The organism is Methanospirillum stamsii (assembly GCF_003173335.1).
GTDB classification, from domain to species: Archaea; Halobacteriota; Methanomicrobia; order Methanomicrobiales; family Methanospirillaceae; genus Methanospirillum; species Methanospirillum stamsii.
In genome coordinates this window covers 1-20,427 of record NZ_QGMZ01000044.1, presented here as the reverse complement: position 1 = coordinate 20,427, position 20,427 = coordinate 1, and the positions used below count along the sequence as shown (strand labels likewise).

Genomic DNA, 20,427 nt, shown 5'->3' with positions numbered 1-20,427 from the left:
GCAATATAGCAGCTCATCAGATCAATATATATGAAAAAATTCAGACCTGGCTTAATATCAACTTTCATCCTGCTAATTCTGACCGTCGGTATTGTACAGGGCTATATCATCGAAATTGATGCTCCAAAAACCATTGTAAAAGGCACACCTCTCGTTGTCACCGGAAGTACAACATTTCCGGAAGATACCTATTTTGACCTGCTTTTGTATTACTCCAAGTATACAGCGAGTGAAGTCGGACGGATACGAATTATAACAGATAAAACGCAGTTGTTCAGGGCTGATTTTGATACCCGGCATCTTGAAAAGGGACAGTATAAAGTTGAAGTCCATAATATCATGTCAGACAATGAGTTATTTGTTGAACAACAATTAGGTTCATCATCAACCATCAGAAGAATTGTCCAGATTACAGACAGGTCTGACGAAATTCAGATCACTTCACCACAAAAACAGCCACAAGACCAGGCACTTACCATTTCCGGAAGAATGAAAGATATTGGTGACGGGGTATTAACACTGCGGGTTTTTGGCCCTGAACAATTTACGTATGGTCCGGAACAGATGATAACAAAAAAGGGATATACAGATAATTCTGGAGAGTTTTCCACCAGTATTCCAGTATCCATACCCGGAGAGTACCAGGCAAGCATGTCAGATAGAAATGGATACATTGGAGAATATGCATTTGTTGTAACAAGCATTACTCCGGAAATGACGATAACACCAACTCCTAAGTTAACAATAGAACCGGTTAAAACACCGGATACAAATACTACACCGCCAACCCCTGTGCCAGTTCCCCCTTCTCCTACACCAACCAAATCTCCGTTGACACTGGTAAGTGCAGTCATAAGTATTGCAGGTGCTGTTATGATTGCAGGAAAAAAGAACAGATAATATCTTTTTTAAAAATAGTGAAAATTTAAATTCAGAATTGAGGTAAAAAAATTACCGATTAAATTTTTTTTCTGCCAGATGCATAATTGCATCAATATCAATTTCATCAGATAATTCTAACTGGTGTGAGTTAACTGCATTTTGGACAAACTGATTACCCTTTTCGGTCCTGACCAATAGCGTTGTCCATCCATCTTTTGTTCCGACACTACCTGCAGAAATATCTGAATCAAGAGCGGAAAAATCGGTACAGGTTTTACATCCATTCCTGATTGCCGGTTCAATCTCTTTAAGGGCTATCGCTGTTTGCGATCCATCCGTGAGTGAGAGCTCAAGTTTACCCTTCACATCCATTTTTTTTATCGTATATGATGGAATATTATGCTGTTCTTTTAGGATCTTATCCATCAGAGGATAATAATCAAAACTTTCAGTACAGAAAAGCCCGATAATTAGTCGGATTGATTTTCCGTATGGTTTAACCAGATCATGGGATGATTCTTTCATTAACCGTGCAGCCTGGACAACGCATGGTGTACCCACAATTGCGAGATGCTTTAGTTTCTTTGAAATAATTGCAGATTTAAGTGACTTTAATACCGGAACACTCCAGTTATACCTGCTTCCTGCGTGTTCAATTAATTCTCCGGCACTCGTTATAAGAATTGAGATTGAACGATGTGTCCACCTATCTTCAGTAACCGTAATAACCCCATCAATCATTCCGGATTGAAAGGCATTCACCAATAGTGCGGTTACTGCTCCACCACTTTGCTTATGGGCAATTTCTGAAGTAGATCTTGCCCCGGTCACGTGTAAATAACTGCCCAGTATCTCCTCTTTTTTCGGTCTGGTTCTGGGACAGACATCATAACAAGCACCACAGGGAACCTGGTCAGTCTCCTGTTTACAATATCCTGATGATAATGGGTGATTTATTCCCGGATCATCAGAAAAAAACAGGGCATCAGCAGGACATACTGCAGTACATGCACCACAGCCACTACATATTCCAGTGTCCCAGACTTCCTCTTTTAATGCAGTATATGTTTTATTTTTGGTCATATTGTTACTCCCAGGTGTATTTTCCTGCAAAGGGCCGCGAACTTACCGGTGCAATCCGGGTATATGAACTATTCAGTAAAAATGAAGAGGCCAGGTTGAAGTGTTTTGAAAATTCGAGGATGTATGGAGTAATTTTTTCCATGTCTTCAGATGTTGCTTCCCGGGCACTACTCCCAATTCCAAGAGTCCACTCTTCAACAGTTCCACGAATAAAAATCTCTCCGCCATGAATCCCGCTTGCGAGCCCCATTTCCGCATAAGGGGTATCATCATGGAGTCTGAACATGATGACAAGGCCACCGGCCATATATTCTCCCAGGAATGCTCGTGCTGAACCACCAATAATGAGATTCGGGCGTTTGTCCTCGTACTGTTTCATATGGATTCCACCCCGGTATCCGATATCATCCCGGATGAAAACAGTGCCCCCTCTCATACTATGTGCTGTAGCATCCCCGCTTGATCCATGAATAATAATTGTACCATCATCCATCGTATTTCCAAGAGCGTGATCTGCATTGCCAAAGACCTCAATAGTCGGGCCTTTCATAAACATCCCGAGATCACCTCCGGGAATTCCATTTATGGTAATTTTTACATCTCCGATAAGACCATCAGAGATGAATCGTTGTCCCATGACATTATCGAGGATTATTTCAGAAACACCTTCGCGAACTGCCTGCCGGATAAGTTTGTTGAGGGGAGTGTAATGCATACCTTCTGCATTTATCGTGATCTGAGTCATATCAGGCTCCAATTGTTTTGACATCCAGGACATCCAGCATTGATTGATCAAGCATATATCCACGAAGTCTGTCACGATTCCCTCTCAGAGATTCAATACTATTGATCCCAGCCGCTCCCATAAATTCAGCAAGTTCCAGTGTCCAGGCATCGATGAGATTTTTCACATTCTGAGATGCTTCGTCCGGATTTAGACGGGCAACCAGATCAGGTCTCTGGGTCGCTATACCCCATGTACAAAGGCCCCGATAGCAGGTTCCACACACTCTGCATCCCATAGCAACGAGAGCTGCAGTACCGATATACACAGCATCGGCCCCAAGACAGATAACTTTTGCAACGTCTGCACTCTGTCTGATACCTCCGGAGGCAATTATGGAAACCTCATTTCTGATACCCTGTTTTCGAAGTTTGGCATCCACAGCAGCCACTGCAGTTTCAATCGGAATGCCCACATGATCTCTGAAAATGGTGGGGGCTGCTCCGGTTCCTCCCCGAAAGCCGTCAATCACAACCGCATCAGCTCCGGAACGTGCAATACCAGCTGCAATTGCTGCAACATTGTGAACAGCGGCTACTTTAACAAATACCGGTTTATTCCATTCTGTTGCTTCTTTTAAACTTAAGACAAGTTGTTTGAGATCCTCTATTGAGTAAATATCATGGTGAGGAGCCGGGCTTATTGCATCACTTCCCTCCGGTATCATCCGGGTACAGGAAACATCAGTACAAACTTTTTCACCGGGAAGGTGCCCTCCGATTCCGGGTTTTGCCCCCTGACCGATTTTTATTTCAATGGCTGCTCCCCGTTCCAGATAATTTACATCAACCCCGAACCTGCCAGAAGCAATCTGAACAATCATATTATTCTGATATGGATGGAGCGCTTTATGCAGACCGCCTTCTCCAGTCCCCATGAAGGTACCTACTTCTGAAACTGCACGTGCAAGGGAGAGCTGGGCGTTCAATGAGATTGCACCATAACTCATATGCCCGATCATAATAGGGGTTTCAACCTTCAGATTTGGTGCAATCTCTGTAACAAGGTCCATATCCCCCGTTGCATTTTTTACAAATTCCAGTTTCTTTGGCTTTTTCCCAATGTATGTCCGAAGTTCCATCGGTTCCCGAAGCGGGTCAATTGAGGGGTTGGTAATCTGGCAGGCATCAAGAACCAGTTGATCAAAGATAATTGGATATGGTGCTGCATTTCCCATTCCTCCCAGCAGAATTTTGCCGCTTTCTGCCTGCTTAAAGATATTTTCTTTCACCTGGGCAGTCCAGACCGGGTGAGAACGATAGTCACATGGCCGTTCTTTAATTATGATGGCATCTCGTGGGCACTGAGAGATACACCGGTGACATGCTACGCAATTTCTGGAATTTATGAGAATTTTTTCATTATCACGACGGAATACGCCATATGAACAGTTTTCAATACATCGTTCACAGAGCATACACTGGTCATTATCAATGGCTACCTGAAACTTGGTCGGGCGGGAACCTATTATCATGCAATAGTCCTCCCGACTATTGGATCTCCTGCTCTCGGCATGTAGATATTGGTGATTGAGGAATCAATGGTCCTGATTGCCGCTTCTTCACTTGAGATATATAACCGGTTATCATGTTCTCCAATAACCAACGGTCTGAGTTTGATGCGATCTGAAAAACCCACCATAGAATCCGGAGAAGCTACTGCGATTGCAAATGGCCCGTTCATCATTGCAGAGCCATAGGTAAGGCGAAGTGCTTTTGTCAATTTTTGCTCTTTTTCCGGCATTCGTTCTATTTCTTCCCAGAATGGAGGTGCTAACGCCCTGACTGCGAGTTCCTGGGTGAGCTCATGTCTTCGAATAAGAAGATCCATCAGATATGCAACAACCTCAGTATCAGTATACATCGAACAGTCATACCCGAAACTTTCAATGTACCTCCGGTTTGTTCCATATGACGTGATTTCCCCATTATGCACCACACTCCAGTTTAACAGGTTAAACGGATGGGCTCCACCCCACCAACCCGGAGTATTTGTCGGGTACCGGTTGTGAGCCAGCCAGAGATATCCTTCGTAATTCTCTATCCGGTAAAAATTCGCCACTTCTTCCGGCCATCCGGAGGCTTTAAAAACACCGAGATTCTTTCCGGATGAAAAAACCAGTGCCCCTTTGATCGATTTATTCACCTCCATTACAATGTACTTGACAATCTCATCATCCGGGGTTCTGCTTCGTTGCATGAGCCTGGTTTTCGGCCTGAAAAAATATCTCCAGGGAATATGGATCTTTCTAATCCCATTCTGCTCCCATGTTGGAATTTCTTCATCATGTTCTATCATACCCCATGTTTCAAGAAGGTCTTCAACCTGGGTTTTTGGCTCTACAAGATTATCATAAAAAACATGGATTGCATAGAGCTCTGAATAATCCGGATAAACTCCATATGCAGCATATCCAGCCCCTTCACCGCTTCCACGCTCATTCATTATCGAAAGGGAATCTCTGAGGGCAGACCCGTCCATGAATTCACGCTGCTTATCTATTACTCCAATTATTCCACACATATAATCACATACACTCTATCGACAGATAACATCAGGTAATAAATTTTCTAGTACTCAAGATGGAAGCTGACTGCGTATAACATCTATATATGTAGTGCGTATTTATGCTCTTGCATGCCGCCGCCCCTGTTTACGGAGGATCAAAATCTCAAAAATACAACTAAAATAAGATTTTAAAGAGCATTCAGCGACATTAATATGAGATAAATGACCTGAGCAGGAATGGTTTTTTCAGAAATTTTTGATAGGACCATGAGTTAATTTTAAGTGCACGCAGGTAGAAGCATATTTCGATGTCTGATCAAAAGGTAGACGAGATGCTGAGGCAGATAAATTCAGACAATGTAAAATTTATTCGCTTACAGTTCAATGATATCCTCGGCATTCCAAAAAATGTAGCAATCCCAGTTATTCAGGTTGAGAAAGCCCTGACAGAAGGGATTTGGATAGATGGTTCTTCAATAGAAGGATTTGCCCGGATTGATGAATCAGATATGATTCTAAAACCAGACATTGACACATATCAAATCCTTCCGTGGAGATCTGAAGAGACAAAAGTTGCCCGGTTTATTTGTGATGTATATACATATGGAAACAAACCATTTGATGGCGACCCGCGATCTGTCTTAAGGAAAAACCTCGACGAAGCAGCAAAATTGGGGTATACCTTTAATACAGGACCTGAATTAGAATTTTTTGTCTTTAAAATTAATGAAAAGGGAGAGGCAACTACAGAATTCGTCGATCATGGAGGATATTTCGATCTTGCACCAAGTGATACGGCGGAAGACCTGAGGCGGGATATTGTCCTTGCCCTCACCGATATGGGATTTGAAATTGAAGCTTCACACCATGAAGTAGCAGATTCACAGCATGAAATCGATTTTAAATACGGTGATGCATTATCAGTTGCAGATAAGGTTATTACCTTTAAATTTGCTACGAAAACACTTGCATTAAAGAGTGGAATGCATGCAACATTCATGGCAAAACCAATCGGACTCATCAATGGTTCCGGTATGCATACCCATGGTTCACTGAGTAAAGATGGCAAGAATGTTTTCTTCGATCCAAATGCAGAAAACCAGCTTTCAGAGACCATGCTCTATTATATTGGCGGTCTCATAAAACATGCAAAAGCAATTGCCCGACTTGGAAATCCGACCATTAACTCATATAAACGTCTGGTACCCGGATATGAAGCCCCGGTATACATTACCTGGAGTGCAGCAAACCGTTCTGCAATGATTCGTGTTCCGGCAGCTCGTGGTAACAGTACCCGGGCAGAACTTCGAAGCCCTGACCCGACCTGTAATCCATATCTCCTCTTTGCGGCAATGATAGCAGCCGGACTTGATGGAATCAAAAACAAGATCCTTCCACCACCGCCAACAGATGTAAACATCTACCACTTGAGTGAAGAAGAAAGAAAGAACCGTGGAATCGAGATGCTTCCCGGATCACTTATCGAAGCAAATGAAGAACTCTTAAAAGATAAGGTAATCTGTGACGCATTAGGTCCGCATATTGTTGAAAACCTTACAAAAATTGCCATTGCAGAAAACGATGCGTTCCGTCTTGCTGTTCATCCATGGGAAGTTGAAAGATATATCAGTAAATACTGATATGAATCTAAAATCCCTCTTTTCCGGATATTAATAGAAATTACCTTTTTTTGATATAATCAATGAATAACCCGGTAAAAATGACCAGGAAAGCACCGATTATTATTCCAAGAGCAATATCCAAAAATGGAAGTGTAGGTTCCAAAGCGTTATAGATAACTGAGGGTACCGCTACATCCGGTGCTGGTGCCACTTCCATAACTTCTTCTAACGAATAACAGGCCGTATCCATCTGAAGTTTTGCTGCGCCTCCCGCCCCCTTTTCGGCAAATGTTGATACATTTGCCACGAAATTCTGATTAAGGGCAAAAAATGCCAGGATAGAAGCAATTGCAAGAGGTATGGAAGATAGTGTTATGCATCTTGCCAGAACCGATTTTAGATCCTGCTTTCCGGATGAAACGATAAGAACCTGATCAACCAGACCGTAGACTTTCATTTCCCGGCCTTTTACACTGTACCTCGTCCTACTGACTTCAACCAGGCCTGCTGCCACCAGATTGTCAAGATGATACATAATAGTTGATACAGGAACAGCCAGTTCATCAGAAAGTACCGTTGCAGTGACTTCCCTTCCCGCCATCGAGGATAAAATTTTTCCTGCGGTTTCACTCGCAATGGCCTTTCCAATAAGCCGTGCCTGTTCGTCATCAGGAGAGAGCAGGCGAACATTCTGATGTTCTGGTAATGGTGATTCTTCAGGCATGAAGAGCAGTTTTTATGAAATTTTCTCCAGCAGCAAGAGCCTCATCAATACTGGAGACATCCGGACCTCCACCCTGGGCCAGTGTTGGTTTTCCTCCTCCTTTACCGCCAAGTACACTGCATACAGCAGCGATGAGTTCTCCGGCCTTAATCTTCGGTGTACCGGAGGATACTACAGCTCTTGCGGTTTCTCCTCCCGCTAAAAGAATCGCAATTCCACCGTTATCAGAAATCCTGGTTGCAATCTTAACCAGTTCCGGATTTGGAAGATCAATTCGTTTCAAAAGGACAGATATTCCATTTATTTCATAGGTTTCAAGGTTTTTACTTTCAAGTTCGCATATCCGGGAAGAAAGTCGTTCAATCTCTTTTTTCTGATCCTTCCATTCATCAAAGAACCGGTTCGCAGTTGCCGGAAGTGCATCTACCTGAACAGAAAATGCCTCTGCGGACTGGTTCAGAATATCTTCCTGGTGATGTTTATACTGGATTGCGGCAAGACCCGCAGCAAACTCCAGTCGTTCCACACCGTCCTGGACATGTTCAACCCGGATGATAGTAATCGTCCCGACATCTCCGGTATACGCACAATGAGTACCGGCACATGCTTCAATATCACCTGCAACCTTCACAACGCGGATACTTGATCCGGGAGGCACACCTCCCTGATATAGACAGAACCCGTATTTTTGCTCTGCATCTGTCCGATCTTCCCACCCGATTGAAGTTGCAGTATTTGCCATTACCAGCCGGTTTGCAACAACCTCTATCTTTTTTAGTTCATCAGTGGTGATGTGCTTATAATGCCGGATATCTATTCGGGAACTAAATTCACCCTTCTGTGCACCGGCCTGATGGATATGTGCACCGAGCACCTCTTTTGCCGCAAAAAGAAGGATGTGAGTTGCAGTGTGATGACGCATCAGTGATAACCTGCGGTCTTCGTCAAGAATACCGCGAAGCATATCACCTTTCCGGACTACTCCTCCTGCTATCTTATGCAGAATGGTTTCTCCAAGTTTCAGGGTATCACAAACCCTGACGGTGAGGCCATCTGGAGTCAGGAAAAGTCCGGTATCACCAGGCTGACCTCCTCCTTCAGGATAAAAGAGGGTCTGATCAAGGACAACGTATTCATTATCAAATATTTCAAGAGCCTTTCCTTCAAATTCCATGGATCCGGGACGATCATAATAGAGCTTTTTCGTCTCAGGAAGATGGGAAAGCCGGTCAAGGTAATCAAACAGAGGATTCTTTTCCTGAACCTGCTCTGACTCCGAATGCATATCAGCAATCTGGGAATAGAAATCGTCCGGAAGGTCAACAACAGCACCCTGAGCGGTTGCAAGGTCACGAACCATATCCGGAGGAATACCATGGGAATCATACAGAGTAACCAGTTCTTCAAGAGGAATCTTTTCACATTTCTTCTTGTAGGTCTGGGCAAGCCGTTCTACCGTCCGGGCGCCCCGGTCCATGGTAGTCTGGTATTTCTCAATCTCACGGCCGACAATTTCCATGACCATATCAATATCCTGCTCAAATCTGGAAACACCGATGATTCTCATCTGACGTTCAATAAGGGAAGCCAGTTTATCATCTTCCAGGTTGAGTTCCCGCATCATCCGGAGTGTCCGGCGGATGACAAGCCGTGCAAGATATCCATCCTTGGCATTGGAGGGTACAATACAGTCACCAAGCATGTAAGAAAGGCACCGGGTATGATCAACGATTGCATACACACTTTCAACCGGTGCGATCATCTTTTCCAGCTTATCTACCGGAATGCCTATCTTATCCGCAACTTTCTGCCGAAGTTCAAAGATCCGCTGACCTGAAATATCCATCAGACCTGCAAACTTTGCATTCTCACCTAGAATATGAATAAAGTCCGGATCATGCAGCCGATGGCCAAAACCTGCTTCCTGCATGACATGGCTGACCATCTCAGGAAATACTGCATCATAAATGGTTGGTGACCCTTGTGAAGCCCAGACTAAACGCTCAAGACCATAACCGGTATCAACAATACGAAGAGTCATGGGGTAATAAGGGGTACCTTCAAGATTAATCGGAGGTTTTTCGGTTTTTTGTTTCCCAAGACTCATAAATACCAGGGTTGCAACTTCAAGACCACCGATGAGTACTTCAACACTGGGACCTGCATTTCCTCCTCCAATCCACGGGTGTTCCTTATAGGTCACCATATCCTTGTTTGCACCAAGTGAGGTCAGAAGTTGATCACAAAGTTCCACAGTCCTGTCTTTCCAGTATATCTCCTTCTCATCAGAGTTGAAGGCGTGATGAGCCATCATCTCAAAACAGGTCAGATGACGACCAGATCTACCAACTGAATCCAGATCATTAAGCCTGATACAGGGCTGTGAGATAGTGAGAGGGTTTGCAGGCGGTGGAACAACACCACTGGTTACAAATGGCTGAAAATCCGCAATCGATGCAATTGTCAGATAGATATCATCACGCCACCGTGCTGCAACCGGGTACCGGTCTATCCGGGTATGCCCCTGTTTTTCAAAAAAAGAGAGATAAGATTCACGCATCTCATCAACAGTATGTGGCCTGAAGATGGGTTTTCCTATAAACTGATAAGGTTCACAGGGAGCATCCCCGCAAACTGTCCGATCAGGATCACGGGTCCAGAAGGCTTTCCCACACGAAGTACAGATATTTCGGGTCAGACCTTCGGACCTGAAATATTCAAGCTGATATTCATCTTCCATCATGACAATTGCCTGTGATGCCTTAGCTATCTGCTTGTATTCTATATGGGTCTAATTCTCTCATCCTTAAGATCCTCATAATACCAGAGATCAATCAATTCATATCTGCCAATGGCACGGGCAATTAAAACGGCCAGAATATGTGCACAATTACTTCCCCGGCGGAGAAAATCCTCACAAGAACAATAATCCCCTTCTACGACATATTCTCCGGAATCACCCACCACTACAAAGAAATCACGGTATCTTTTTACCCGATCCTGAAAAACAATTTCAAGAGCCTTTTCACCCCTGCTCTTGTAATATCGGGAGATGCTTCTACGCATTCGCTCATCAAGAACATTTGTTTCAAACAGATAATCTATCGGAGTTCTCATGAAATTTCATGAAGCATCGGAGGATCATCAAGGTAGTCCCATCCATTATTTTGAGCTAAAACGCGCATTGAGGGAGATTCAAGGGCGTAATGAGTAGACTCAAGGAGAGGAATAGGAGAAGAACGGTAGACAGAATGCCGTAATTCTGCAGATAAATATGCATCAGCACCAAGTTTTTCTGCTTCTTTTATTATTTCAATATCAAATCCAGAACCGGCCGCAATGGCTAGGCGTTTGAGACTTGATATATCTCCCCAGACACGAAGTGGTGCATGTAAAATTTCTGCAATCTCTTTGAGATTTTTCGTGACTGACCCGACAAGCCCGAGGCTCATGGAGACGGTATCTGTAAGGCCCAGGATATCTGCAAGAATATCATTCACTCCACCGATGGCGTGATCCCAGTTCGTATGCATCACATAAATGTTGAGTTCATTGCTGAGAATTTTGGATAATAACCGAGCATCACTACCTCCAATACTCGTAAGCGGATTCCAGATAGGAGTATGATGGGCAATGAGAATATCGGCTTTCATTTTTATTGCAGCCTGTACAACTGCAGGTGTAACATCAAGACAGGTGCATATTTTTGTTATCTTTGGTTTTCCTTCTACAATAAGACCAATGCGTCCGGAATCAAATGGTTCTGCAAGGTCAGGAGGAGCCAGCCCCTCAAGCATCCGGATTATTTCATCCCGGGATTTACCCTCATCATCCTTAATATTCTGATTCATCTATTGAACTTGTAGTAGAGCTAAAAAAAAGATTCGGGAATCAGGTACCAGGGCTATCCATCAAAGAAAGTTCTTGTTCTCCTTCGTCAATCCTTCCCAGACAAATCAGGATTGAAATCCGAATGAGTCGTGCCATCCGGTAATCATCCGAGTATGGAATACTTTCACGAATAATCCGATCAGCAAGAGAGAGTGCATCCTCATCAACAGCAGCCTGCATAAGTGCATATGCATGAGCTACATGAGGACCACAGGTCCCAGGTCTGAAAGAACTGACTTTCTGATCTGATGAAAACCATTCCCGGTGATAGGTATTCCGCCAGCCGATAACATTGAGAAGCTGACTTGCCTGTTCAAAAACCATCCACTCCGGGGGTACATTTGCAATAATATCATGCAGGAGTGAAACTGCCCGGTCAATGTCCCCTTCTTTTTTAGAGACTTCACCCATCGCCATCTGAAATACACGATAGGGAATAGGTGGGATAGAACAGCAGAACGGAGGTGCTATCCGTCCGGCAATCATATACCAGATGTCAGGGACATAATTACGAGCGGTCATTTTACTTCTTTTCAACTTTATCTTCTTTCATTACATATTTGGCAACCAGGAATACTACAAGGGCAATAATAATAAAATTGATACACTCTGCTGCAAATGGCCCAATGCCGAGGTCAACCGGCCCAATAGCAAGAACTGCTTCTTTCCAGTCCCCGGAGGGAGTAATTACATTTACCCAGGGCATAATGAGGTTGTCAACAAATGATTTTACCAGAGCGGTAGCAGCTACGCCAATTATGAAAGCAATTGCCAAAGCGACAACCTTGTACTCTTTCAAAAATTCCAAAAATTCAGTAATGAATGACATGGAGATCAAAGGTATATCATAAGGATAAGCCTATGAATCTTTTTACCGCTCCATGATGAGATTAATGCATGGCTGCTGCTGTGTTGCACAATGGATAGTCCCAAATCCCTCAACAAGTTCCCGTGATTCAATACCAATCACTCTTCTTTCCGGAAACAGGTTTTGCAGAATGTCAAGTGCAAGCCTATCCTCCGGAACCTGAAATACCGGCACTAAAACAACAGAATTGCTAATAAAAAAATTCAGGTAAGATGCCGGATACCGGTATTCCTCATCATAAACCGCTGATGGCATGGGTATCGGAATAATCGTAAACGGATTATTATCCTGATCACGTGCTTTTTGTAAAATCTTCAGATTTTCCTGCAGGGCAGTGTAGTTTTCATCCGCGGGATTATTCTCAATCGCACAGACAATAGTAGACGGGTTTACAAAACGAGCAATATCATCAATATGTCCGTCAGTATCATCCCCGACAATACCCTCATTGAGCCAGATGATTTTTTTTACACAGAGATATTCAGAAAGATACTGTTCTATCTCCTCTGGTGAAAGGTGAGGATTACGATTTCGATTAAGCAGACACTGATGTGTTGTCAAAACACAGCCCATACCGTTCACATCAATTGATCCACCTTCCAAAATTATTCCAGGAAGATATGAATGAATTCCAAGCTTTGCAGGGATGTACCGGGAAATTGTCCCGTCAGCAATCAGTTCATCATATTTATCCCCCCAGGCATTAAAATTCCAGGAAACTGCAGATATTTTTCGTAATGCACGATTGATGACAAATGTCGGCCCATAGTCACGGATCCAGACATCTGAATACTGAACTTCATAAAATGTGACAAACGAAGGATCAATACTACGTACCTGCATCATGTGCATAATCCTGTCCATCATAACCCCGTCCCTTACCAGGAGGTTCAATTGCTCTGATTTTTCCAGGTTCTTCAGAATTTTCAGATATGTCTCTTCAACCGCTTCAAGATGAGGAAAGGTAAGATCATTATGAGGCCATGACATCCAGACCGATTCATGCGGTTCCCACTCGGCAGGCATATGATATCCCTGGTTTGCGGGAGTAAGTACTGAATTATCTCCGTCTTCACATTCCGGAGAAACCAGAGAATGATAGGTATCAGTCCTTCGGTTTCTGAAAAAACCCCATGCCTCACGAATTGCAGGGCCATCAGAAAGAGAGAGGTCTGCATAAATTATCTGTTCCTCCTCTCCGGCTTCAGATATCAGATTTCCAAACGCATCACAGATAAATGAACCTCCAAAAAAGAACAGTTCACCCTCCCATCCACACCTGTTCACCGCTGCCACCGGAACGCTGTTAGCGATGGCATGTGATCGCTGAATTGTCTGCCATGCGTCTTTCCAGTTCCCTTCTCCAGGTATTTCACCCCGTATATGACCAATGGCAGTCGGATACATGATAATCTCAGCTCCCATCAGCGCAACAGACCGGGCAGCTTCACAAAACCACTGATCATAACAGATTAAAACGGCAATTTTTCCATGTTTTGTATGAAATACCTTGTATCCATCCCCGGGACAGAAATACCCTTTTTCGTAAAAAAAAGGATCCTGGGGGATGTGGACTTTATGATAAGGAGAGAACGGAGAACCATTGGTATCAATAACCACCGCACTATTGTATACACGACCTTCCGGATCCTTTTCACAATAAGGAACAATAAGAACTATCTGTTCTTTTTCTGCAATTGATCTGAATTTTTTTAGAAATATAAGATCTGATGAGATACAAAACTGAGTAATGTCAAGTCCGATATATTGTGGAAAATAAATAGTTGAAAATAATTCAGGAAGACAGATGATATCTGCTCCCTTACGGGCAGCTTCAAGTACCAGCGTTTCAGCGTTTAATAGATTTTTTGCAATATCTGATCCGGCATACGTCTGAATCAGTGCGATGCGGCGCAGATCATTATTCATGAGAATTATCTGTTGTGGATATCTATAGGATTATCCTATCTTCTTTTTTTGTCGTGTTCATGCTGGTGATGGAGATCCGGCTTATGTGGATGTTCATGTGTTATTGCTTCGTGGGCATGCAGATGACTATGTTCACCGGATGATGACATCGGGGGAACCTGAGGGCCATGCTGGTGGTGATGGTGAGAATCATCATGTACGTGGCGGTGTTCATGAACTATTGGGAGATGGGTGTGCGTATGGGTATGACTTTCAGAGACCAGTAAGTATACTCCTAAAGCCATGAAACAGAATGCCAGGGGAAATCCCTGCTGAAAGGAATCCTGAAACAGGATAAAAGAGAATAACACTCCAAAAAATGGAGACAATGCCAGAAAAAGTCCTGTTCTTGCAGCACCGAGTGAACGAAGAGCCATTAAAAAGAATACACTGGCAAGGCCTCCGAAACTAAAAAACCCAATCAGAAGAAACAAGGGGATACTCATGACATCGGGGATATTCTCACCGATAATAAGAGCAATAATCCCTGTGCAAATTCCGGCAGAAAGGCCTTTTATCATGATACACATGAAAGGATCCTTTCCTGAAACTTTCCTACTGATATTATTATCAAATCCCCAGAATGTGCAGGCAAGAAGAACCCCGATGGCTCCAAGAGAAAACCCGAACACTCCTTCAGGATTGTAGGACAATACAAGGCATGAAAGAGTAATAAGCGCCATTGCTGCCCATATCCTTCTTCCAACCGCTTCCCTGAAAAGAAATGCTGCAACCAGTCCGGTTGCCACAGGCTCGAAATTTAATAAGAGTGATCCGGTTGCTGCCGGGGTATCCTGCATAGAATACATGAGAGTAACCGGGGCTAAAATTCCCCCAAAAAATGACATGCCGGCTAGACTTGGAATATCATGTATGGTAACCGGAGAATCCACAGGATACCTATCCCCCCGGATGAAGGTCCGGCTGATTATTATCAGCATCATCCCAAACCCGCTTCCAAGATAAAAGAGAGATGCGAGTATCAGGGGATCGGTATCTGAAATAAAATATTTTGTTACCGGAGCACAGCTTCCAAAAAAAACGGCTGATAACGTTGCAAAGATAAGGGGAAGATAAAGGCGAATTTGAAAAGTCATGATGATAACAATCCGGTCAGGATATTCCAGACAGGTATATCGTCATCCGGCTTTATGTTATTCGGAAAAAAAGAGAGGATTTTTACTCCAGGTTATATTTTGCAATGAGAGCATCCCATTCGGGTGATTTCATTAAATTATCAAGACCGGTGTTCAGTTTCTCAAGCAATTCGGTATCATCCTTTCTTACTGCAATTCCAAACTCTTCATTGGTCTCAATAAACCCGATTTTCGATGCCGGTTTACCTGCAATAATATCATTCATGACTGTACTGTCATACATTACCGCATCAATCCGGCCAGAGATGAGATCATCAACTGCCAGTGGCGTATTATCATATAATTTCAGGTTTTCTGACGGCATGAGACTTGTATTAACCAGATTCTCATCAATCCATATGGCTGCTGTACACCCGCGCTGAGTTCCAATGGATACACTTCCATTCTTCACATCATCAAGAGTAATCGGAGAACCTTCTTTTACCACAACCATCTGATTTACCTTCCAGTATGGCTTTGAAAAGTTAACTTTCTCCTTTCTCTCTTCGGTGATGGTCATTCCTGCATAGACCAGGTCTATTTTTCCGGCCTGAAGCGCTGGAATTATTCCGTCCCAGGCAATCGGAATGAATTCAACTTCATAACCCTGATCTTTTGCGATCCATTTCATTGATTCAACATCAAATCCTGCAGCCTTGCCATCTGAACCAATCATGGAAAATGGCTGATAGGCTGCATCAATACCAACTTTTAATGATTGTCCGGCAGGTTGTTCAACAGGTGCCTGCTGTTCATTTACCGGAGTTGCTTCCGGTGAAGAAGCAGTATTATCTGTTCCCGTACATCCACACAGTAACACTATCAATACCAGTCCAAAACTAATGACCAGTGCTAACCCTTTCCTGTTCATCATTCCTGTGTTAGTCAGGAATACACATATGCATTAGGAATTGTTCCTGCATCCTGATGAGGGTCAGGTAATATTTCAGACAGATTATTCAAATGAAAACAAAACGGATAAATGACTTCCAAGAAAATTCTAGATGATGGACAGGAAAGTAGGATTCATATTTCTGGCTCTTTTCATTCTTTTTGGAGTCTGCCTGTGTGGTTGCACTGAAAAACCTGCAGAAACACCCGATGCGGTAACTGCTCCGGAGGCTACAGAAGCTCCGGTTGTGAATGAAAATCCAACATATATTGTAGGTATCGATGGGGAATATCCGCCATACAGTTTCATTAATAAAAATGGAGAGCCTGAGGGTTTTGATGTTGAATCGGTTAAGTGGATTGCCGATGATATGGGTTTTAATGTTAAAATTCAGGCCATTGCATGGGACGGAATAATTCCGGCGCTTCAGGCAGGAAAAATCGACATGGTCTATTCAGGAATGACCATCACTGATGAAAGAAAAGAAGTGGTGAATTTCAGTAAGGCATATTGGAAGGTCAACCAGTCTGTAGCAACTCATGATGATACCGGTCTTACCATGGAAGACTTTAACGCAGGAAAGGGGAAGGTTGGTGCACAGCGCGGTACAACCGGCGGATTCTGGGTTGAAGAAAATCTGGTAAATAAGAGCATTATTACTCCGGATATGCTGATAACCTACGATAATTTCCCACTCGTAGCAACCGATCTTCAGAACAAGAGAATTGATTTTGCCATCTATGACCGGCCACCAATGCTTGATGCAATTGAAGGGAAACCACTGCACATTATTGGAGAAATTGACACAGGTGAAGAATATGGTATCGCAATCAGAAAGACGGATACCACCCTGCTTGAGACCATGAACGAAGGACTTGACCATTTAATGGCATCTTCAAAATGGGATGAACTCAAGCAAAAATATGAGATGGAATAATACAATTCATCTTTTCTTATCACCTATTATTGAATACAACACGACCCATGCCATACACCATGTATCCGGCGGAACTGTTTTTCACCGGACGACCATGATGATTAGGCCGGAGTTTTACTGATTATGGCGTTAGAGATTCTAATCGACTGGTTTCCTTATCTTTTCAGTGGAATCGTCCTTACCCTCGGACTTGTTGCTGCAGCATTAATAATCGGAGTCGGCCTTGGTCTTCCTTTAGCTCTTGGACAAGTGTATGGAACCTTACCAGTCAGATTTATCATTTCCATTTATGTCTGGTTTTTCAGGGGACTGCCGGTCCTTGTCCTACTTTTCCTGTTTTATTTTGGATTGTTCCCTGCATTAGGTCTGGATTTACCCGCATTTTATGTCGGAGCGATTGTTCTTGGTCTTTGGGGTGCAGCGTACCAGTCTCAGGTTTTCCGGGGAGCGATACAATCAATATCAGAAGGACAGATGACTGCAGCAAGATCTCTGGGCATGTCCAGGTTTCAGGCAATCCGTTCAGTTATATTACCTCAGGCAATGCGAATTGCCCTGCCAGGATGGTCAAACCAATATCCGGAGATTCTTACCGAGTCATCTGTATGTTATGCCATTGGTGTTGCTGAACTCCTAACACGCTCATCGCAGATTGTTTCGCAAACATATGTTACAATGCCGATCTATCTTGCATGTGCAGTCATTTTTATTCTGTTAAGTTATGCAGGCACCTCAGGCATCCATATTCTCGAGAAAAAAATTGCAATACCAGGTTTTGGACCAGGAGGATCATAGAGAACATGACTGAAGAAAAATACATCTTACGGGTCGAAAATATTAAAAAAGCATTTGGGACAAATCAGGTCTTACAGGGAGTTTCTGTTAATGTCAGAAAAGGTGAGACAGTTTGTTTTATTGGTCCTTCCGGTACCGGGAAAAGTACCCTTTTACGCTGTATCAATCAGCTGACGATTCCGGATAGCGGGAAAATATTCCTCAATGACGAAGAAGTGACTCATGCAGGACCGCGAATAAATTATTTCAGACAAAAAATCGGAATGGTCTTTCAAAACTTCTTCCTCTTCGATCATCTGACAGCGGTAAGAAATGTAGAGATTGCTCTGTTGAAAGTCAAAAAATTACCTCCGAAAGAAGCTCGTGAAAAGGCATTATATGAACTTCGTCAGGTTGGAATGGCTGACTGGGCAGACCATTATCCTGCAGAGTTATCCGGAGGTCAGGCACAACGAGTATCAATTGCCCGGGCTCTTGCCATGGATCCTGAAATCATGCTCTTTGATGAACCTACCAGTGCACTTGATCCTGAACTTACCAGGGAAGTCCTTGAAGTAATGAAAAAACTGGCACTACAAGGTATGACCATGCTTGTGGTTACCCATGAAATGGGTTTTGCATGCTCTGTTGCAAATAAAATCTGTTTTATGGAACATGGCCACATTAAAGAAGAAGGATCTCCGGCTGAACTACTGAATAATCCGGAATTTGAAAGATGTAAAGCTTTTATCGGTGAATTCAGGGAATATAGTCAATAAACCAGAACAATGGACCAGATTACATTTATTCTTGACGTTATGGTTCCGGCCTTCGAAAGCGGCCTCCTTATGACTTTAGCTCTTGTCGCAGTTACTGCCCCGATTGGACTACTCATAGGTATAGGAGTTGCCTGTGGGAGAGTATATGGCGGAAAGGGTCTTTCATGGCTGATGCAACTGTATGCCATTTTTTTCAGGGGTTGTCCTTTACTTCTTCTTCTTTTTATCTTGTATTTTGGTCTGCCATCAATTGGAATTGTATTTACCCCATTTGTCGCATCCGTTCTCGGATTTATTTTTTGTAACAGTGCTTACAATTCCGAATATATTAGGGGCTCAATAATTTCTATAAAAGAAGGCCAGCTCATTGCAGCAAAAGCACTTGGAATGACTCGCAATCAGGCAATAATTAATATTGTTCTACCCCAGGCTTTAAGACGATCAATTCCGGGCATTTCAAATGAATTTATCTATCTTATAAAGTATTCATCACTGGCATACATGATAACGGTAATAGAACTAACCGGAGCAAGCAAACTTATCGCAACAAAATATTTTGCTTACAATGAGACTTTTTTTGCCGTTGCACTTGTATACCTTGCATTGGTAACAATCACAACTTTTGGTGCGAGTGCACTTGAGAAAAAGTTTGCAATTCCGGGATAACCCGGATTATTTTTTAGAAAACCTGAGGATAATGCGTTTCAGATTCTGTTGCAGCATAGATTTCATCACCGGGGAATGAAGCTTTTACTGCATATGTTCCTTTTTCACGAATATCAAATGCAAACTCAAAATATCCAATCTCATCTGTTGTCACCGGGCCCAGTGTCTGCCAGATTCTCCGTCCATCATCATCACAAAGTACACAACTGTATGATGGCAGACCAAACGAATACCAAACCTGACGGTAGGGAACTCCATTTCCATCAATATCATTCAGCCAGCCACTTAACCGGGCTTTATCTCCGACATGAAGTATTGAAAAAGGTCCGGATATTGTAAGTTCAGTCTCTTTTACTTTTGCCCGACCGGTTACCGTAAGGGGAACAACATCACTGGAGTAACTTTCATATCTACTTACAAAACTCCAGTCTCCCATTGCATCAGCAGGGAGTTCCAGACTAAAAATTCCATCCGCCCCTACTTTTATCTGATAATATGTATCCGCCCGACTCTCTTTAGGTGATGTAACCTGCAGGAGAATTTTATCTCCCGGTCGGGAAAGAAGGGAGGGGACAATAAATCCTTCAATGGTAAAAGTGTCTCCGATTTCTACAGCAGACGAAGAAACGGTGAGATCAATATATGCTTGTTCTGAATCTGACTCAGTGGTTTCTGCGATTATTGAAATACAACATAATTCCAAAATGCAAATCAGAATAATAAAAAACCGAATGGAATACTTATCATAGTTCATACTTTTCTTTTATCTCAGGATCAATAAATCATATGAGGTTTTCCTGAAAAAATTCTGTACTAGAAAAATATCAGTAGAAGAATAGATTAATTTTCCAAACAATAGCAGCGAGAATGATTTTCCGAGGACTCGCGTACCTCAGTACCGTCATTCACGTGA

20 protein-coding genes are annotated in these 20,427 nt (G+C 43.0%); 6 read left to right on the top strand and 14 right to left on the bottom strand.

Annotated features, from left to right (window positions below):
* Positions 1 to 30: 30 nt before the first annotated feature.
* Positions 31 to 900 carry a hypothetical protein gene (locus tag DLD82_RS15900; protein WP_109942118.1) on the top strand — a complete coding sequence of 290 codons (870 nt, stop codon included), beginning with the start codon at positions 31 to 33 and terminating at the stop codon, positions 898 to 900.
* A gap of 51 nt (positions 901 to 951) precedes the next feature.
* Here DLD82_RS15900 and DLD82_RS15895 read toward each other — a convergent pair whose 3' ends face one another.
* The 4 genes from DLD82_RS15895 to DLD82_RS15880 are packed head-to-tail and all read right to left on the bottom strand — an operon-like array spanning position 952 to position 5,272.
* Positions 952 to 1,965: a Coenzyme F420 hydrogenase/dehydrogenase, beta subunit C-terminal domain gene (locus DLD82_RS15895; RefSeq protein ID WP_109942117.1), complete on the bottom strand. Its 1,014-nt coding sequence runs from the start codon at positions 1,963 to 1,965 to the stop codon at positions 952 to 954.
* Between the two features lie 4 nt (positions 1,966 to 1,969).
* Entirely contained in the window at positions 1,970 to 2,710 is a 741-nt protein-coding gene (locus tag DLD82_RS15890) for a GltB/FmdC/FwdC-like GXGXG domain-containing protein (RefSeq protein ID WP_109942116.1), read from the bottom strand.
* A 1-nt stretch (position 2,711) separates the two neighbouring features.
* Entirely contained in the window at positions 2,712 to 4,223 is a 1,512-nt protein-coding gene (locus DLD82_RS15885; RefSeq protein ID WP_109942115.1) for a glutamate synthase-related protein, read from the bottom strand.
* Positions 4,220 to 5,272 carry a class II glutamine amidotransferase gene (locus DLD82_RS15880; RefSeq protein ID WP_109942114.1) on the bottom strand — a complete coding sequence of 351 codons (1,053 nt, stop codon included), beginning with the start codon at positions 5,270 to 5,272 and terminating at the stop codon, positions 4,220 to 4,222. The genes DLD82_RS15885 and DLD82_RS15880 overlap by 4 nt, the downstream gene beginning before the upstream one ends.
* Before the next feature lie 293 nt (positions 5,273 to 5,565).
* Between DLD82_RS15880 and glnA the strand changes: the two genes are divergently transcribed.
* Complete coding sequence (gene glnA, locus DLD82_RS15875; protein ID WP_109942113.1) at positions 5,566 to 6,897, top strand: type I glutamate--ammonia ligase; 1,332 nt, start codon at positions 5,566 to 5,568, stop codon at positions 6,895 to 6,897.
* Between the two features lie 40 nt (positions 6,898 to 6,937).
* Here the strand turns inward: glnA and DLD82_RS15870 are convergent, their stop codons facing one another.
* The 9 genes from DLD82_RS15870 to DLD82_RS15830 all read right to left on the bottom strand — a co-directional run bounded on the left by DLD82_RS15870 (position 6,938) and on the right by DLD82_RS15830 (position 16,340).
* Positions 6,938 to 7,603, bottom strand: coding sequence for an ArsR/SmtB family transcription factor (locus tag DLD82_RS15870; protein WP_109942112.1), 666 nt, complete (start codon positions 7,601 to 7,603; stop codon positions 6,938 to 6,940).
* Positions 7,596 to 10,346 carry an alanine--tRNA ligase gene (alaS, locus tag DLD82_RS15865; protein ID WP_109942111.1) on the bottom strand — a complete coding sequence of 917 codons (2,751 nt, stop codon included), beginning with the start codon at positions 10,344 to 10,346 and terminating at the stop codon, positions 7,596 to 7,598. Before alaS ends, DLD82_RS15870 begins: the two co-directional genes overlap by 8 nt.
* Positions 10,347 to 10,384: 38 nt before the next feature.
* The gene (locus DLD82_RS15860) at positions 10,385 to 10,720 is read right to left on the bottom strand and encodes an SWIM zinc finger family protein (protein WP_109942110.1); all 336 of its coding nucleotides are present in this window, start codon (positions 10,718 to 10,720) and stop codon (positions 10,385 to 10,387) included.
* Complete coding sequence (locus DLD82_RS15855; protein ID WP_109942109.1) at positions 10,717 to 11,454, bottom strand: Nif3-like dinuclear metal center hexameric protein; 738 nt, start codon at positions 11,452 to 11,454, stop codon at positions 10,717 to 10,719. The genes DLD82_RS15860 and DLD82_RS15855 overlap by 4 nt, the downstream gene beginning before the upstream one ends.
* A 40-nt stretch (positions 11,455 to 11,494) precedes the next feature.
* Positions 11,495 to 12,016 carry a hypothetical protein gene (locus tag DLD82_RS15850; protein ID WP_109942108.1) on the bottom strand — a complete coding sequence of 174 codons (522 nt, stop codon included), beginning with the start codon at positions 12,014 to 12,016 and terminating at the stop codon, positions 11,495 to 11,497.
* A 1-nt stretch (position 12,017) separates the two neighbouring features.
* Positions 12,018 to 12,323 carry an MscL family protein gene (locus tag DLD82_RS15845; protein ID WP_109942107.1) on the bottom strand — a complete coding sequence of 102 codons (306 nt, stop codon included), beginning with the start codon at positions 12,321 to 12,323 and terminating at the stop codon, positions 12,018 to 12,020.
* 42 nt (positions 12,324 to 12,365) lie between these two features.
* Positions 12,366 to 14,291 carry an agmatine deiminase family protein gene (locus DLD82_RS15840; protein WP_109942106.1) on the bottom strand — a complete coding sequence of 642 codons (1,926 nt, stop codon included), beginning with the start codon at positions 14,289 to 14,291 and terminating at the stop codon, positions 12,366 to 12,368.
* A gap of 35 nt (positions 14,292 to 14,326) precedes the next feature.
* Positions 14,327 to 15,427 carry a DMT family transporter gene (locus tag DLD82_RS15835; protein ID WP_109942105.1) on the bottom strand — a complete coding sequence of 367 codons (1,101 nt, stop codon included), beginning with the start codon at positions 15,425 to 15,427 and terminating at the stop codon, positions 14,327 to 14,329.
* Between the two features lie 82 nt (positions 15,428 to 15,509).
* The gene (locus tag DLD82_RS15830) at positions 15,510 to 16,340 is read right to left on the bottom strand and encodes a basic amino acid ABC transporter substrate-binding protein (RefSeq protein ID WP_109942104.1); all 831 of its coding nucleotides are present in this window, start codon (positions 16,338 to 16,340) and stop codon (positions 15,510 to 15,512) included.
* 130 nt (positions 16,341 to 16,470) lie between these two features.
* Between DLD82_RS15830 and DLD82_RS15825 the strand changes: the two genes are divergently transcribed.
* The 4 genes from DLD82_RS15825 to DLD82_RS15810 all read left to right on the top strand — a co-directional run bounded on the left by DLD82_RS15825 (position 16,471) and on the right by DLD82_RS15810 (position 19,514).
* On the top strand, positions 16,471 to 17,295 hold the full coding sequence (locus tag DLD82_RS15825; protein ID WP_245920476.1) for an ABC transporter substrate-binding protein: 825 nt from the start codon (positions 16,471 to 16,473) through the stop codon (positions 17,293 to 17,295).
* A 123-nt stretch (positions 17,296 to 17,418) separates the two neighbouring features.
* A complete protein-coding gene (locus DLD82_RS15820; RefSeq protein WP_109942103.1) occupies positions 17,419 to 18,090 on the top strand; it encodes an amino acid ABC transporter permease in 672 nt (223 codons plus the stop codon).
* A gap of 5 nt (positions 18,091 to 18,095) precedes the next feature.
* Positions 18,096 to 18,848 (top strand): amino acid ABC transporter ATP-binding protein, encoded by a 753-nt coding sequence (locus DLD82_RS15815; protein WP_109942102.1) that lies wholly within the window; start codon positions 18,096 to 18,098, stop codon positions 18,846 to 18,848.
* 9 nt (positions 18,849 to 18,857) lie between these two features.
* A complete protein-coding gene (locus DLD82_RS15810; protein WP_109942101.1) occupies positions 18,858 to 19,514 on the top strand; it encodes an amino acid ABC transporter permease in 657 nt (218 codons plus the stop codon).
* 13 nt (positions 19,515 to 19,527) lie between these two features.
* Here DLD82_RS15810 and DLD82_RS15805 read toward each other — a convergent pair whose 3' ends face one another.
* Complete coding sequence (locus DLD82_RS15805) at positions 19,528 to 20,268, bottom strand: hypothetical protein (RefSeq protein ID WP_109942100.1); 741 nt, start codon at positions 20,266 to 20,268, stop codon at positions 19,528 to 19,530.
* Between the last annotated feature and the right edge of the window lie 159 nt (positions 20,269 to 20,427).

Excerpts from the sequence above, each read along its gene's own strand:
- DLD82_RS15900 (WP_109942118.1), top strand. The coding sequence starts at position 31 with ATGAAAAAATTCAGACCTGGCTTAATATCAACTTTCATCCTGCTAATT.
- DLD82_RS15895 (WP_109942117.1), bottom strand. The coding sequence starts at position 1,965 with ATGACCAAAAATAAAACATATACTGCATTAAAAGAGGAAGTCTGGGAC.
- DLD82_RS15890 (WP_109942116.1), bottom strand. The coding sequence starts at position 2,710 with ATGACTCAGATCACGATAAATGCAGAAGGTATGCATTACACTCCCCTC.
- DLD82_RS15885 (WP_109942115.1), bottom strand. The coding sequence starts at position 4,223 with ATGATAATAGGTTCCCGCCCGACCAAGTTTCAGGTAGCCATTGATAAT.
- DLD82_RS15880 (WP_109942114.1), bottom strand. The coding sequence starts at position 5,272 with ATGTGTGGAATAATTGGAGTAATAGATAAGCAGCGTGAATTCATGGAC.
- glnA (WP_109942113.1), top strand. The coding sequence starts at position 5,566 with ATGTCTGATCAAAAGGTAGACGAGATGCTGAGGCAGATAAATTCAGAC.
- DLD82_RS15870 (WP_109942112.1), bottom strand. The coding sequence starts at position 7,603 with ATGCCTGAAGAATCACCATTACCAGAACATCAGAATGTTCGCCTGCTC.
- alaS (WP_109942111.1), bottom strand. The coding sequence starts at position 10,346 with ATGATGGAAGATGAATATCAGCTTGAATATTTCAGGTCCGAAGGTCTG.
- DLD82_RS15860 (WP_109942110.1), bottom strand. The coding sequence starts at position 10,720 with ATGAGAACTCCGATAGATTATCTGTTTGAAACAAATGTTCTTGATGAG.
- DLD82_RS15855 (WP_109942109.1), bottom strand. The coding sequence starts at position 11,454 with ATGAATCAGAATATTAAGGATGATGAGGGTAAATCCCGGGATGAAATA.
- DLD82_RS15850 (WP_109942108.1), bottom strand. The coding sequence starts at position 12,016 with ATGACCGCTCGTAATTATGTCCCTGACATCTGGTATATGATTGCCGGA.
- DLD82_RS15845 (WP_109942107.1), bottom strand. The coding sequence starts at position 12,323 with ATGTCATTCATTACTGAATTTTTGGAATTTTTGAAAGAGTACAAGGTT.
- DLD82_RS15840 (WP_109942106.1), bottom strand. The coding sequence starts at position 14,291 with ATGAATAATGATCTGCGCCGCATCGCACTGATTCAGACGTATGCCGGA.
- DLD82_RS15835 (WP_109942105.1), bottom strand. The coding sequence starts at position 15,427 with ATGACTTTTCAAATTCGCCTTTATCTTCCCCTTATCTTTGCAACGTTA.
- DLD82_RS15830 (WP_109942104.1), bottom strand. The coding sequence starts at position 16,340 with ATGATGAACAGGAAAGGGTTAGCACTGGTCATTAGTTTTGGACTGGTA.
- DLD82_RS15825 (WP_245920476.1), top strand. The coding sequence starts at position 16,471 with ATGATGGACAGGAAAGTAGGATTCATATTTCTGGCTCTTTTCATTCTT.
- DLD82_RS15820 (WP_109942103.1), top strand. The coding sequence starts at position 17,419 with ATGGCGTTAGAGATTCTAATCGACTGGTTTCCTTATCTTTTCAGTGGA.
- DLD82_RS15815 (WP_109942102.1), top strand. The coding sequence starts at position 18,096 with ATGACTGAAGAAAAATACATCTTACGGGTCGAAAATATTAAAAAAGCA.
- DLD82_RS15810 (WP_109942101.1), top strand. The coding sequence starts at position 18,858 with ATGGACCAGATTACATTTATTCTTGACGTTATGGTTCCGGCCTTCGAA.
- DLD82_RS15805 (WP_109942100.1), bottom strand. The coding sequence starts at position 20,268 with ATGAACTATGATAAGTATTCCATTCGGTTTTTTATTATTCTGATTTGC.